The sequence below is a fragment of the Sutcliffiella deserti genome, from assembly GCF_020037475.1.
GTDB lineage: Bacteria > Bacillota > Bacilli > Bacillales > Bacillaceae_I > Sutcliffiella_A > Sutcliffiella_A deserti.
On record NZ_JAIQDB010000001.1, the window covers coordinates 78207 to 91466 of the forward strand.

At 37.5% G+C, this 13260-nt stretch carries 13 protein-coding genes; 11 read left to right on the forward strand and 2 right to left on the reverse strand.

The window, feature by feature from the left end; all coding sequences use genetic code 11:
- Nucleotides 1–27 precede the first annotated feature (27 nt).
- Together K9B36_RS00350 and K9B36_RS00355 are read left to right on the forward strand one after the other, a co-directional pair.
- Nucleotides 28–1146 carry an NAD(P)/FAD-dependent oxidoreductase gene (locus K9B36_RS00350; RefSeq protein WP_223699943.1) on the forward strand — a complete coding sequence of 373 codons (1119 nt, stop codon included), beginning with the start codon at nucleotides 28–30 and terminating at the stop codon, nucleotides 1144–1146.
- A 212-nt stretch (nucleotides 1147–1358) separates the two neighbouring features.
- Nucleotides 1359–1733 carry a nucleotide excision repair endonuclease gene (locus tag K9B36_RS00355; protein ID WP_223699944.1) on the forward strand — a complete coding sequence of 125 codons (375 nt, stop codon included), beginning with the start codon at nucleotides 1359–1361 and terminating at the stop codon, nucleotides 1731–1733.
- A 212-nt stretch (nucleotides 1734–1945) separates the two neighbouring features.
- Here the strand turns inward: K9B36_RS00355 and K9B36_RS00360 are convergent, their stop codons facing one another.
- Nucleotides 1946–2815, reverse strand: a complete 870-nt coding sequence (locus K9B36_RS00360) for a glycine betaine ABC transporter substrate-binding protein (RefSeq protein ID WP_223699945.1) — start codon at nucleotides 2813–2815, stop codon at nucleotides 1946–1948.
- Nucleotides 2816–3046: 231 nt separating this feature from the next.
- On the opposite strand from K9B36_RS00360, the gene K9B36_RS00365 reads away from it, so the two are divergent.
- The 9 genes from K9B36_RS00365 to K9B36_RS00405 all read left to right on the forward strand — a co-directional run bounded on the left by K9B36_RS00365 (nucleotide 3047) and on the right by K9B36_RS00405 (nucleotide 12263).
- The gene (locus K9B36_RS00365) at nucleotides 3047–4252 is read left to right on the forward strand and encodes a quaternary amine ABC transporter ATP-binding protein (RefSeq protein WP_223699948.1); all 1206 of its coding nucleotides are present in this window, start codon (nucleotides 3047–3049) and stop codon (nucleotides 4250–4252) included.
- Nucleotides 4245–5087, forward strand: a complete 843-nt coding sequence (locus K9B36_RS00370; RefSeq protein WP_223699949.1) for an ABC transporter permease — start codon at nucleotides 4245–4247, stop codon at nucleotides 5085–5087. The genes K9B36_RS00365 and K9B36_RS00370 overlap by 8 nt, the downstream gene beginning before the upstream one ends.
- Nucleotides 5088–5251: 164 nt before the next feature.
- On the forward strand, nucleotides 5252–5923 hold the full coding sequence (locus K9B36_RS00375) for a hypothetical protein (protein ID WP_223699951.1): 672 nt from the start codon (nucleotides 5252–5254) through the stop codon (nucleotides 5921–5923).
- A 182-nt stretch (nucleotides 5924–6105) separates the two neighbouring features.
- Nucleotides 6106–6885 (forward strand): PAS domain S-box protein, encoded by a 780-nt coding sequence (locus tag K9B36_RS00380; protein ID WP_223699952.1) that lies wholly within the window; start codon nucleotides 6106–6108, stop codon nucleotides 6883–6885.
- 397 nt (nucleotides 6886–7282) lie between these two features.
- Nucleotides 7283–8194, forward strand: coding sequence for a hypothetical protein (locus tag K9B36_RS00385; RefSeq protein ID WP_223699953.1), 912 nt, complete (start codon nucleotides 7283–7285; stop codon nucleotides 8192–8194).
- A gap of 33 nt (nucleotides 8195–8227) precedes the next feature.
- Entirely contained in the window at nucleotides 8228–8881 is a 654-nt protein-coding gene (locus K9B36_RS00390; RefSeq protein ID WP_223699954.1) for a DUF4129 domain-containing protein, read from the forward strand.
- The gene (locus K9B36_RS00395; protein ID WP_223699955.1) at nucleotides 8874–10028 is read left to right on the forward strand and encodes a DUF4350 domain-containing protein; all 1155 of its coding nucleotides are present in this window, start codon (nucleotides 8874–8876) and stop codon (nucleotides 10026–10028) included. Before K9B36_RS00390 ends, K9B36_RS00395 begins: the two co-directional genes overlap by 8 nt.
- Nucleotides 10025–10954: an AAA family ATPase gene (locus K9B36_RS00400; protein ID WP_223699956.1), complete on the forward strand. Its 930-nt coding sequence runs from the start codon at nucleotides 10025–10027 to the stop codon at nucleotides 10952–10954. The genes K9B36_RS00395 and K9B36_RS00400 overlap by 4 nt, the downstream gene beginning before the upstream one ends.
- Before the next feature lie 7 nt (nucleotides 10955–10961).
- Entirely contained in the window at nucleotides 10962–12263 is a 1302-nt protein-coding gene (locus tag K9B36_RS00405) for a DUF58 domain-containing protein (protein ID WP_223700960.1), read from the forward strand.
- Here K9B36_RS00405 and K9B36_RS00410 read toward each other — a convergent pair.
- Nucleotides 12255–13217, reverse strand: a complete 963-nt coding sequence (locus tag K9B36_RS00410; RefSeq protein WP_223699958.1) for a stage II sporulation protein M — start codon at nucleotides 13215–13217, stop codon at nucleotides 12255–12257. The genes K9B36_RS00405 and K9B36_RS00410 overlap by 9 nt on opposite strands.
- Between the last annotated feature and the right edge of the window lie 43 nt (nucleotides 13218–13260).

Sequence of the window (13260 nt, forward strand, 5' to 3'; positions counted from 1 at the left end):
GAATATATATCAGAATAGGTGTTTAATGTGAAAAAGATAATTGTCGTAGGAGCAGGTATACTAGGAGCCTCCACTGCGTTTCATTTAGCCAAGTCTGGAGCTGATGTCACCTTAATTGATCGGTTCGATACAGGACAAGCAACAGATGCAGCTGCAGGCATTATTTGTCCTTGGATCTCCCAAAGACGTAATAAAGCATGGTATCAGTTAGTGAAGAGGGGAGCAAGCTACTATCCGTCTTTAATAGACCAATTAAAGGCGGATGGTGAAACAGAGACAGGCTATAGCAAAGTGGGGGCTTTAAGTTTACATACAGACGCTGAAAAGCTTCTGAAAATTGCAGAGCGCGCGCAAAAGCGAAAAGATGAAGCACCTGAAATTGGGGAAATATCCATTCTATCACCAGAGGAAACTAAAAAGCGATTTCCGCCATTATCCGAAGAATTTGGGTCTGTATACATAAGTGGCGCTGCACGCGTAAATGGAAGGGCGTTGCGAGTAGCACTCATTAATGCTGCTAAAAAGCATGGTGCAATATTTCTAGAAGGCGATGCAGAATTGATACATAAAGATACAAAGGTGACTGGTGTGAAGTTGAAAGATCAGATACTATACGCTGATAAAGTTGCTGTTACAGGAGGTGCCTGGGCAAGAAAACTTTTAGAACCGCTAGGAGTTCGTTTTTCTGTTACGCCTCAGAAAGCACAGATCGTACATTTGGAACTACCCCACACCGATACATCAAACTGGCCTGTTGTGATGCCTCCTAACAATCAATACATTCTTTGCCTTGAAAAAGGTCGCGTGATAGTAGGGGCTACACATGAGGACGAATCAGGATTTGATTACCGTGTTACTGCAGGAGGCATTTCAGATATTCTTGCTAAAGCAATGGAAGTTGCGCCAGGTTTATCAGTAAGCACCATTTTGGAAACAAGAGTAGGTTTCCGACCTTTCACCCCTGGATTCTTGCCTGTTATAGGCCCAATACCCGAATTTGAAGGTTTGCTTTTAGCTAACGGCCTTGGTGCATCAGGTTTGACTAGTGGCCCTTATCTTGGTATGATGCTTGCCCAATTGGCTCTAGATGAAACATGTGATTTAAATTTAGAGGAGTATAATATATCTGGAGCGATTGAAGAATAATGCTTTTTGGGGAATACTTATTCTAAAGACAAGTATTGATGAACCTCCAGCACCGCACCGTGGAACGCGTAACCTTTTATTGGCTGGTGTTAGAAATAGTCAATTATCTATCAGAGAATAGAAGAAAAGAGACACTTTACAGAATCTTAATAGCATTTCAGCGATACTTATGATAACATTTACCTTTACAGAAAAAGAGGACGTGACTAAATATGATAAAAATTGAAATCCCAAATCCGAATATCTCTATTACTGAGAGACAACAAATTAAAAGAGAGAATGAGCCAACCATCACCCCTATCAATGGGTTCATTGATTTACATCAAATACCCCGGGATCAAGGTGGAATTTTTCTTTTCTTCAATATCAATGATGAGCTTTTGTTCGTGGGAAAAGCAAGAAAACTAAGACAAAGAGTTAAAAAGCATTTTGAAGACAATGTTTCACCAATCAAAAATCACAGAGATGAAGTATATCGTATTGATATCTGTTTAATAGAAGATCCGATGGAGCGGGAAATTTATGAAACCTATATCATCAACAAGCTACAAGCGAAGTATAATGTAGATAAGGTGTTTTTTAAATAGGTTCCGTTCATAAATATTGAAATTAAGAGATAATAATACAAGAAATGCCGCCACACAATGTGACGGCATTTCTTTTTATTTACTTGGCTGTGTTAAACGCCGCTGTTGATTTCCGCAAAAGGCTACGCGTCACGGGGCGGTGCTGGAGTCTCCGCCTTTTACTCCAATCATCATTAGAATAGCGTTATTATCAACACTCAACTTTAACAGAGCTATTTACTTAACCAATTATCGACCAGTTCCCTATTTTGTTCAATCCACTTCTTAGCGCCTTCTTCTGGTGAGGTTTCGTTAATCATGCTCATCAAATCACCAAGTTCATCATCGTTCATTTTCCATTTATCCATCCATTTAACGACTTCTTCGTGATCTTTTTCAAAATCTTTTCTTGTCATGTAGAAAATATCATCTTGTTCCCCAAATGTCTTTTTTGGGTCTTCGAGATATTTTAACTCATATTCTGCAAACACCCAATGGGGGTTCCAAAGCGTTACAACAATCGGTTCATTTAAGTCATGTGCCTTTTTCAATTCACTTAACATAGCAGGTTCAGAGGACTGCACAAGATCTAACTCAATGTCATATTCGTTAATGGCTTCATTTGCAAGTTCCATCAAGCTCGTACCGGATTCTATACCAATGATCCGTCCTCCGAGTGTATCATTATTGGCGTTCAAATCTTCGATGCTGTTTATATTCTCCAAATATGTTGGTACAGCAAATCCAAGCCCAGTTCCTTCATACCAGCTTTCTCTTTTTACAATGTCATCTTTATATCGCTCATATAATGGTTCGTCTGTTTTGGGTAACCAAATTTCGGGAGCAACATCCAGGTCATTTTGAGCAATACCTGTCCAGACTGCCGCTTTTTCTAATTCCTTTAGTTCTACAGAGTATCCTTTCTCTTCAAGCAGTACTTTCCACATGTTTGAGACAGCGATGTTTTCTGCCCAGTTGTTGATACCGAACTTCAGAGTGCCTTTCTCTCCTTCCCCATCTTTTTCATTTCCGCCACCGCCACAAGCACTTAAAAGAATTGCAGAAGATAATATTATTACCATCATAATGGTATTCTTTTTCATTTTCATCCCTCTCTTCCATTTGTAAGAGCTCCAAAATTAATATTTTTGAGAGCAAGCTTATAAAGCTAATTTGTCCATTTAATATAAAAATATTTATTAGGAAAATAAAGCAAGCTAATCTTGAAAAGATGGTTTAAAGTACTCCGGTTAAGGAAGAATAACTTTATGCAGAAGCTAGTCAACAATTAAAAATGCTTACATAAATCTTTAATTATATGGAGAGGTGTTTAGGTGGATACTCTGAAGATTAAGGTTGAGAATGTAACAAAAGTATTTGGGAAAAACCCTCAAAAGGCTATTGATCTTTTACGGGAAGGAAAAACAAAGTCACAAATCCTTAAAGAAACAAATATGACTATCGGGGTGAACCAAGCAAGTTTTGAAGTAAAACAAGGTGAAATATTTGTGATAATGGGGTTGTCCGGTAGTGGGAAATCCACTCTTGTCAGGCTGTTAAATCGACTTATTGAGCCATCAGGCGGCCATATTTATCTTGATGGAGAAGACATCATGAAGATGAATAGCGAAAAATTACGCAACGTGAGACGGCAGAAAATGAGTATGGTATTTCAACGCTTTGCTTTATTTCCACATCGAACAGTCCAAGAAAATGCAGAATATGGGTTGGAAATCCAGGATATAGGCAAGGATGAGCGACACAAAAAAGCAAAAACATCTCTTGAACTTGTCGGGTTAAAAGGGTACGAAAACAGTTATCCAGGTGAATTAAGTGGTGGAATGCAGCAACGAGTAGGTCTTGCGAGAGCCCTTGCAAATGACCCTGATATTCTTTTGATGGATGAGGCATTTAGTGCTTTAGATCCGTTGATCCGTAAAGATATGCAGGATGAATTGCTTGAACTACAGTCGAAAATGGAAAAAACGATTATATTTATTACCCATGACCTAGACGAAGCTCTTCGAATAGGAGACCGTATCGCTCTTATGAAGGATGGAAGTATTGTACAAATTGGAACACCTGAAGAGATTATGACTAATCCAGCGAATGAATATGTGGAACGGTTTGTAGAAGATGTAAATATGTCAAAAGTAATTACTGCAGAAAGTGTTATGATACGCGCAGAGTCCATCACGATCGATCGTGGACCTCGCGTAGCATTAAAGCTTATGCAGGATGCAGGATACTCCAGCGTTTATGTAGTCGATAAGAAAAAAACATTTATTGGTGTCATAACAGCAGAAGATGTTACCAAAGCAATTAAAGAAGACAAACCTATTTCCGATATCACTCTTACGGGTATTCCTACGACAACGACAGAAACAACTTTGGAGAATTTGTACGATAAAATGGCGAATAGTCGTTTCCCCTTACCAGTTGTAGATGAAAACAACCGACTAAAAGGAATTGTCAAACGGGAGAGAGTAATACAAGCTCTTGCAGGTGTGGAGCAAAAAGAGGTGATTATAAATGAATAACATTCCAAAAATCCCTTTAGGGGAATGGGTTGACAACTTTGTTTCTTATTTAAATGATACCCTAGGCGGGCTATTTAATTTTATGTCATTAATTATAGACGGTATTGTAAATTTTATTGTAACCCTCCTAACAATCCTTCCACCTCTAGGAGTTATCGTAATAATTGCTGGTTTAGCATGGCTTGTAAGTAGAAAATGGTCTTTTGCAATACTAAGTCTTGTGGGATTATTGTTTATTTATAATATAGGATATTGGGATCAAACGATAGACACGCTGGCACTTGTTTTAACATCTGTTTTTATTTCGGTGATCATTGGCGTACCTCTTGGAATATGGTCATCCCAAAGTGATAAGGTTTCAAGGGTTATTACGCCAATATTAGACTTTATGCAAACAATGCCTGCATTCGTCTATTTAATACCGGCTATCTTTTTCTTTGGAATTGGAGTTGTGCCAGGAGTTATTTCTTCTGTTATTTTTGCAATGCCGCCTACGATCCGTCTAACTAATCTTGGCATACGCCAGGTTCCTGAAGATCTTGTGGAAGCAGCGAATGCTTTTGGATCTACAACTAAGCAGAAATTATATAAAGTACAATTGCCCTTAGCAACGAAAACAATGCTTGCAGGGATCAATCAAAGCATTATGCTTGCGTTATCAATGGTTGTTATTGCTTCTTTGGTTGGTGCACCTGGACTAGGAGTAGATGTATTCCGCGCAGTTTCTCGTCTGGAGGTAGGAATAGGTTTTGAGGCTGGAATAAGCATTGTAATTTTGGCAATTATATTAGACCGTATGACTCAGTATTTAGGGGTTAAGCGACAGAATAGATAGGATTTTATTAAGGCTTTATATAAGTTAACTAAGAAGAAGAGGAGGTAACTCTTCTTCTTTTTAGTGCCAGCGACAGAATCATTAAAGGATTTTGCATTTTTGAAAGAACTTGTCCATATAGTTAGTACAAGTCTATATCAAAACTGATAAGAAAGGGTGTTATCATGATAATCGATTTTTATACGCTAATCTCAAACGAAACAATAAGCAACAAAGATCAGATAATAGCAGCAGTCAAAAGAGCAAAAGAAAACCAACTAACTGCATTGGTGCTTGCGAAAGAATTTATATCACAAAACATAGATAATTTCTTTGATTATTTAGATACTACAGAGCAGTATTTTGATGATTATTATTTCATTGAAGGAATAAAAGTATTTTCTGCCATCGAGGTAATCACGAATGAAATTGGAAAAGTGTTAATGGTTGGAAGCCGATATGACCTGAAGACGTTTAATTATTTTTTTCGGGAATACCAGCAAGAAGGTGAGAAAGTCCCTTTACTAGAGTTGGATAAAATAAGTAAAACTTTAAATTTCATAATGATTTGTGAACATCCTTTGAAAAAGAATTTATTAATAGATGAAAAAAGCGAAGAGTTGGTCAAAACATTTCACTGTTGTGTGATAGATGAGAGGAACTTTAAAGATTATGGACTACCTAAGCTGGTGGAAATTGCAGCTAAATATCGCTTGCCTGTAATTGCAGGGGGTGGTGAATTGCTTACAACAAGTTACGGTGAAGTTGTAAATGTTCTTGAAAGAGACTGTGAAACAATCAATGAAATAAAAGAAATTTTGAAAGAGGGGCTGTTTAATATTGAAATGAAGGATTAGATACAAAGATTATCTAGTGTTCTTTTGACAGGTCAATTGAATAAGTTTAGAATGTATTGTATCTTCCAAACTAAATATTTTATTTAAATTTTATAGATGAAGCAAGTTTGAATGTGCTTCGAGAGGTGTTTCATTACCCTTTACGCCGCAATCACTCATTATTTTCACAAGGAGATGGGAAAATGGAACAAACTACAAAAAAACATGATACAAGTCTTACTATACTAGAAAAAGAAGATATGTATCGGCAAATTGTTGAATACTCCTATGAAACCACTATTATACATGCGAATCATAAGGTATTATATATCAATCAATCTGGTGCAGGCTTTTTTGGAGGAGACAAAGAAAACATAATTGGCGGTAACCCGGTTGAAATTTTTCCAACTGAATATCAGGGATATATTATAGAACGTATTCGTAAAGCATATGAAGATAATATTATCGGAGAACTAATTGAGATTGAAGTGGTTAAACTTGACGGTTCAGTTGTGGATGTAGAATTATTCTGCCATCCTGTTCAATTTGGCAATCAAAAAGCCATTCAATCTATTATAAGAGACATATCTAGTCGTAAAGAAGCGGAAAGAAAACTAGCGACGCTTATGAATGAAGTTGCGACTACCATCGTTCCTGTTTCTGAAGGAGTATCTGTTTTTCCATTGGTCGGTTCTATGGACGAAGAAAGGGCAAGCCACCTATTAGATATTATCCCTCAAAAAATTCAAGGACATAATTTACATCACTTAATTATTGATGTGTCTGGAACATTTAATGTAAATGAAGTTGTTATTGAGTTTCTGTATAATATAAATTCCATTATGAAGCTATTAGGGGTAAATACCATCTATACAGGGCTAAGACCTGAATTTGCCCGAAAAGCAGTCAATACTTGCACAGGTATTACCACTCTAACTACCATGTCTAATTTAAAACAGGCTTTACGTCATTTAAACAAATAATTTTTTCGTTTTGCTAAGGCTCTTATCGTAAAGATTGATGCTATAAGCGAGAAAATGAATCTTTATAATTAGTAGTACAGATACGACAGCAACGATTATAGCGGGTTGTACCACCATTCGGAAATGCATCAATCAATACAAGAACAGGCTTTTTATATAAGAAAAGATGATAACAAAGGTTGCATATAGCAAAGACAAGAAAAGACTTCCCTTTTCTTGTCTTTTTTAGTGGGAGAAATTTAAAACTAGAATAGATGAAGAGATGCGATGAAATTCTGTATATTGTTGCTAATTAATTTCTGTAAAATTAGAAAATAAACTCTCAAAATTTGAGTTTAATGGTAAAATATTCGATATGACACAACATTTGGTATAGAAAAAATATGGGGGTAGAACGATGAATGATCAATTAAACAAACCAAAAGGGTTTGGAGAAATTTTAGACATAACATTTCGAATAAGTAAAAGCAGATTTAAAGAATTTTTCACGATTTTGTTGATTTTGGTAGGCCCCGTGTATTTGCTACAAGCTTTCATACAATTAGCTACTGGGACAAGCTTTTTGAGAGAAGTAGGAACTGGCGATGGGTGGTTCGAACAAATGTTATCCAGCTTTGAAGGTGCGGAACCTACTTTCAGTTCGAATGTTGCAGCAGATCTCGGGATTGCAGCTGTAAGTTTAATTAGTTTTGTTACTTATCCCATCGCAATTGCTGCCATACTATTTGGTGTAAATCACTTGAGAAAACAGGAAGAATTTACGGTAGGTTCTCTCATTAGAAAAGGCTTTAGTCGCTTCTGGGCTATCCTTGGTTGCAATATTCTATTTGTTATCATTATGATTCTCCTTATACTAGCAGCTACCTTTTTTGTAGTGTTTTCAGGATTTCTTACCATTGCGTTTGAGCCGGTAATAGGCATCATTTTTACTATTTTACTAGTATTGGTCGCTACTGTAACTGTGTTATACCTTTTAACAAGATGGGGCTTTTATTTTGGCTCTGTTGTTATTGAAAAAGATACACCGGGAATTGCTAGAAGCTGGACCTTAACAAAAGGACGCGCATGGTTTTCATTGGGCTTATATATCATTTTCTTTTTGATTATTAGCTCAATTAGTGCTGCTATGGAGTTATCGTTTGGGCTTATCCTAGGGGGGAGCGTTCTTTTAGGCTTAATTGTAAATATTACTACACTCTTTACCATGTTAATTATGACTGTGGGCTACTCCGTTATGTATCTTGATTTGAAAATTCGGCATGACGCAGACGATTTGAAAGATATGATTAACCAATACAATGCTAAATAATTCCTTTTTCGATGTGAAAGTTAGGTGATGTAATTGCATAAGGAAGATCAAGCACGAAAAGAACTGGAAGAAATACTGAATGGTAAAGAGTATCAAAATTTCTATATTGATAATAGAAACAGTATCCAAATTCTCTGGGATGATATTAAAGCATGGTTTGCAGATATACTGGCAAGGTTCTTTCCGGCCATGGATAATGCCGGCGGTGCTGCTGGAAATATACTTTTTTTAATTATTTGCATCGTTGTAGTAGCCTTAGTAGTGATACTTATTATTATGGCAAGTCAGTTTAAACGAAACCGTTCCATTGGTAAGCAACAGCCGTTCCAATCAGAAAGTGAACTAGATTGGACTTACCATCAGCATCTAGAAGAAGCAAAAAAACAAGAAGGCTTAGAAGATTATACAAAATCAACTCGTCATATGTTCTTAGCTTTGCTTCTGTTTTTCCATCGCAAAAAATGGTTAGAAGCTAGAATATGGAAAACGAACTGGGAGTACTATGAAGAGCTACGGAAGGTGAAAAAGAGCCGTGCGGAATCTTTTTTTAACTTTGCACTATTATTTGATCGTGCCGCCTATGGAAAGCAACAGATAAAAAGAGAAGAATACATTCCTTATCGAAAGGAAGCATTGCAATGGTTTAATGACTCAAGTGAGCTTGATGGGAAGGAGGAAGATGAGTAATTTGATACACAAGATTAAAAATCGTGGCTGGATATGGCTTTCTATCTTTTTAGTGATGTTTTTGCTTGGTAGTTTTTTCATTTTATCAAAAGAACAAAATGCCTATCTTCCCTACGATACTCACTCTCCTTCACCAACAGGGTTAAAAGCCTTTTATACATATTTAACAGATAAAATTGAGGAAGTAGACAGGTGGGAAGAAAAGCCTAGCCTACTTCCTGAAGCAGAACATAGTTTACTTATCATGGCAGAGCCGTATTCCGTACCTAATAACGAGACTATGAAAGATTATGAATCATTTATGGACAAAGGCAACACCATCCTGCTTATGATGCAAAATCCAAATTCAATGTTTGATGTGGAAACTGAAACTATTGATCGTTCTTCTATAGGGCAGATAACAGTAGTGAAGACTCAACAAGATAGTAATGAGTATCGTGCTCATGTTACTTCTCCTATTCGTTTGAAAGCAGAAGAGGATGATGAAGTTCTGTTATATGACTCAAGCGGTATAATCGCTTTAAAACGTCCTTTCGGTAAGGGCTCCTTAATAGTTTCTAACACACCGGACTGGTTGACTAATGAAATGATTTTACAGGAAAGTCACCTGCCGCTTGTCTTATCGTTTATCGGAAACGAGTCTACTTTTGCTTTGGAGTCTGTATTATTCGATGAATACATTCATGGAGAACAGAGCGGTTCTACTTTATTTACCACTTATCCGCAGTGGTTTCTATTAGTGATGGTGCAAGGAGCATTATGTACATTCCTTCTCCTTTGGAAGCGTGGGAAAAGGTTTGGGCCAATCCTTATACCTAGAACAGAATCGGTTCGTTTTAGCGATGAAAGTTTACGAGCTTTGGCTGCATGGCATATACGGGGTAAACGTTATCAAGATTCGCTAGCAATTCAAGCAGATTATGTAAAATATGACCTTCAGGAACGGTGGGGGATATCTTCGAGTATGGATTGGGTGGACAGAGCTCCTCTGTTAGCTCGAAAATTACACAATCGAGATCTTAAAGAATTGCAAACATTTTTACTACAGTTAACTAGCGCTTTAAAAAAGGAGAAAATGAATAGACACGAATATTTATTGTGGTCAAACCGGTTAGATGAATTAAGGAAAGAGGTGGAAGAAGGATGAAACCAGAATTAGCATCTTTACTTGAAAAATACGAACAAAGAATTTTAGGGCAGAACACCAATATAAAACTATTACTTTCAGCTATACTTGCAGGGGGACATGTTTTATTAGAAGGTGTCCCCGGTACAGGAAAAACACAAATGGTTCGTACTCTTGCTAGCTTGCTTGGTGGCGATTACAATCGCATACAGTTCACTCCAGATTTGCTTCCAAGTGATATCACAGGAAGTACAATTTATAACATGAAAGAAGGAACCTTCCAAACGTTAAAGGGACCTATTTTTACTAATATTTTGTTAGCCGATGAAATAAATCGAACCCCAGCAAAAACACAGGCGGCTTTACTTGAAGCAATGGAAGAGAACCAAGTAACAATACAAGGGGAAACATACCCATTATCTGATGCCTTTTTTGTTGTAGCAACACAAAATCCGATTGAATTTGAAGGAACCTATCCTTTACCTGAGGCGCAACAGGACCGTTTTTTATTTAAATTACACATTCATTTCCCAACGCTTAAAGAGGAAACAGAAGTGTTAAAACAGGTTATTGAAAAAAGCCACGATGCTAGCAAAGTTCAACCTGTATTAGACATCGAAACTTTTTTAACAATAAGAAAAGACTTGGAGCAGGTAACCGTTAGTGAGAGTGTTCTGGAATATATAATGCAAATAGTAAGGAAAACAAGGGACTCGGATTCGATTCGGTATGGAGCAAGTACACGTGCCGGGATTTCAATTGGAAAAGCCGCGCAAAGCTGGGCATATTTGAACGGCCGTAACTATGTTACACCTGATGATATTAAAGTAGTGACGAAACCGGCATTAAGACACCGCATTCAATTATCTCCACACACAGAATTGGAGGGTGCGACAGTTGACCAGATTATTGAAGAACTTGTGGGGTCGATTCCTGTTCCGAGATAGGGGGATCCTGCCTACTGGCCGCTTACTGGTAATATTTATTGTTTTATCTTTAGCTCTCGTCTGCTTGGGTATCTTTGGAATACCTTGGAGCTTTGTTATTTTAACTAATATAGTCATTTTTTTCGTTAGTTTGTTAGACATAGTGCTCTCACCTAGCAAGCGTGAGCTCTCGTTTGAACGATTGGTGCCCCATGAGATGGAGAGGGGTATTTCGTATAAAATAGTCATTGATGTGGAGAATGCCTCCTCACACGATATTAAATACAGGCTTGTAGATGGTTTACATCAATCTTTCTTCAGACCGTTTCCAACCTCAGGAAGAGTCCAAGCGAATTCCAGCATTAGGATGGAATATGAAACTTATGCTCCTGTTCGGGGACTTTACAAGGTGGGGAATTTACATGTTCGTTATCGGAGTACCCTTGGTTTATGGGAGAAACAATTATCAGTGCCATTAGAAGATTCTATAAAAGTGATCCCTGATATGACAGAAACCAAGCAATATTTAGAAGATGCCCAGAAATTTCTAAGTTATGAAGGAATTAAGGTAAGAAAGCATAAAAGTGGAGTAGGGGAATTTTCTAAAATTCGCTCGTATGTAGTAGGAGATGATCCACGTAAAATTAATTGGAGACAAACAGCAAAACTTCAGGAAGTTATGACAAATGAATATGAACCAGAGCATGGGAAATATATTACGATTCTGATTGATTGCGGTAGAATGATGGGAGCGGAATTAAGACAAGGCAACAGGCTGGAGAAAGCCTTAGAAGCTGCTTTAACCGTAACAGCTGCTGCATTGCAAAAAGGAGACTATGTTGCAGTACTTGCATTTTCTAAAAAAGTAAAGGTGTATATTCCCCCTGGTAAAGGGATGTCGCATCTTCAAACCATTCTGCAAGCAATCTATCATCTTGAAGTAGATGCGGTTGAATCTAATTATGGAGAAGTATTGCATTATTTACAGCTTGTTCAAAAGAAACGCAGCCTCTTGCTTTTATTTAGTGATATTCAGTCGTTTCTTCATGAGGAAAGTGCGCTATTGTATTTAAAACGCTTAAGACAGAGACATCTGTTCCTTATGATTGGTGTAGAAGATGAAATACTAAGAAAAAGAGGAAAGGAAGCTCCTTTGACATATCAACAGGCAATGGTTAAAAGCATGGCACAGCAGCAGATTATGATAAAAAGACACGAAAAAGCAAAATGGGAAAAGCAAGGCCTCCTAATGGTGGAGGCCCGTGAAGAGAAACTCGCAACGGCAGCGGTTTCCTATTATATTGACATGATTAACAGAGGCTTACTGTAATTGACTTTTTTGAACACGTAGTTTGCCAATTACGATGTAGAATATTAGTCCGAATACAGTTAAAATTGCAACAGCATATTTTGCTTCAAGGGAAATAGCAGCAGGTGTAATAAAACCTTCGATTACACCTGCAATAATAAATAGTGGAATGGTACCAAGCAATAGTTGTACAGAACGTTTACCTTGTTCCTTTAGTTGGTAGCCTCGAGAGTACGGTCCAGGTACAAAAAGTTTGTAACCCATTAGGAGACCTGCTCCACCTGCAATAAAAATAGCAGTTAACTCAATCATCCCATGAGGAACGATGTAAGCCCAGAATTCATATGTTTTGCCATAATGCCAAAAGAGAGCGGCTATAGCCCCCACTATTATTCCATTGTAAATTAGTACATAAACAGTCAGGATACCAAAGGTCAGACCGCCAGCAAAAGCCAGAAACGCGACCTGGATATTGTTCGTCATTATTGCTGCTGACATAAACGGAGCATCTACCTGACCATCATTATCTCCCAAGCGCTCTGGATCAAAGTTGTTAGCCATCTCTGCTGGAAGGACAAAGTATAGAAGAAGTTCGTCACTCGCAACCGCTGCAAAGCTTCCTAAACCACCAAGAATAAATAGCATCATTGCGATTAGAACAGTTTTCCATTGGTCAGCAAGCAAACCAACAAACCTAGTCCCAAAAAAATTCTTAGCCTGCTTCCAACTGGACATTTGATCTTTATAAAGTAAATTATGAGATTTAGAAACAAGACCATTTAAGTAGGAGGTAATTTCCTCCTTGGGGAAATAGGTTTGTGAGTAAGAAAGATGTTGGGCTGCTTTACGATAAAGCCGATGAAACCTGCTAATCTGCAAGCCAGTCAACCTATTCTTTTTATGTAAAAGGGAAACTGTTTCTTCTAACTCTTTCCATTCGTTTCGATGTAATTTCACGAACTGTTTCACATTCATTTAAGTGTACACCCTCTTGTTATTATTCAACAATCTCTCTTAT

Coding starts and splice junctions, on each gene's coding strand:
- K9B36_RS00395 (WP_223699955.1), top strand. CDS start 8,874: ATGAGTAATTTGATACACAAGATTAAAAATCGTGGCTGGATATGGCTT.
- K9B36_RS00385 (WP_223699953.1), top strand. CDS start 7,283: ATGAATGATCAATTAAACAAACCAAAAGGGTTTGGAGAAATTTTAGAC.
- K9B36_RS00380 (WP_223699952.1), top strand. CDS start 6,106: ATGGAACAAACTACAAAAAAACATGATACAAGTCTTACTATACTAGAA.
- K9B36_RS00355 (WP_223699944.1), top strand. CDS start 1,359: ATGATAAAAATTGAAATCCCAAATCCGAATATCTCTATTACTGAGAGA.
- K9B36_RS00375 (WP_223699951.1), top strand. CDS start 5,252: ATGATAATCGATTTTTATACGCTAATCTCAAACGAAACAATAAGCAAC.
- K9B36_RS00400 (WP_223699956.1), top strand. CDS start 10,025: ATGAAACCAGAATTAGCATCTTTACTTGAAAAATACGAACAAAGAATT.
- K9B36_RS00360 (WP_223699945.1), bottom strand. CDS start 2,815: ATGAAAAAGAATACCATTATGATGGTAATAATATTATCTTCTGCAATT.
- K9B36_RS00370 (WP_223699949.1), top strand. CDS start 4,245: ATGAATAACATTCCAAAAATCCCTTTAGGGGAATGGGTTGACAACTTT.
- K9B36_RS00410 (WP_223699958.1), bottom strand. CDS start 13,217: ATGAATGTGAAACAGTTCGTGAAATTACATCGAAACGAATGGAAAGAG.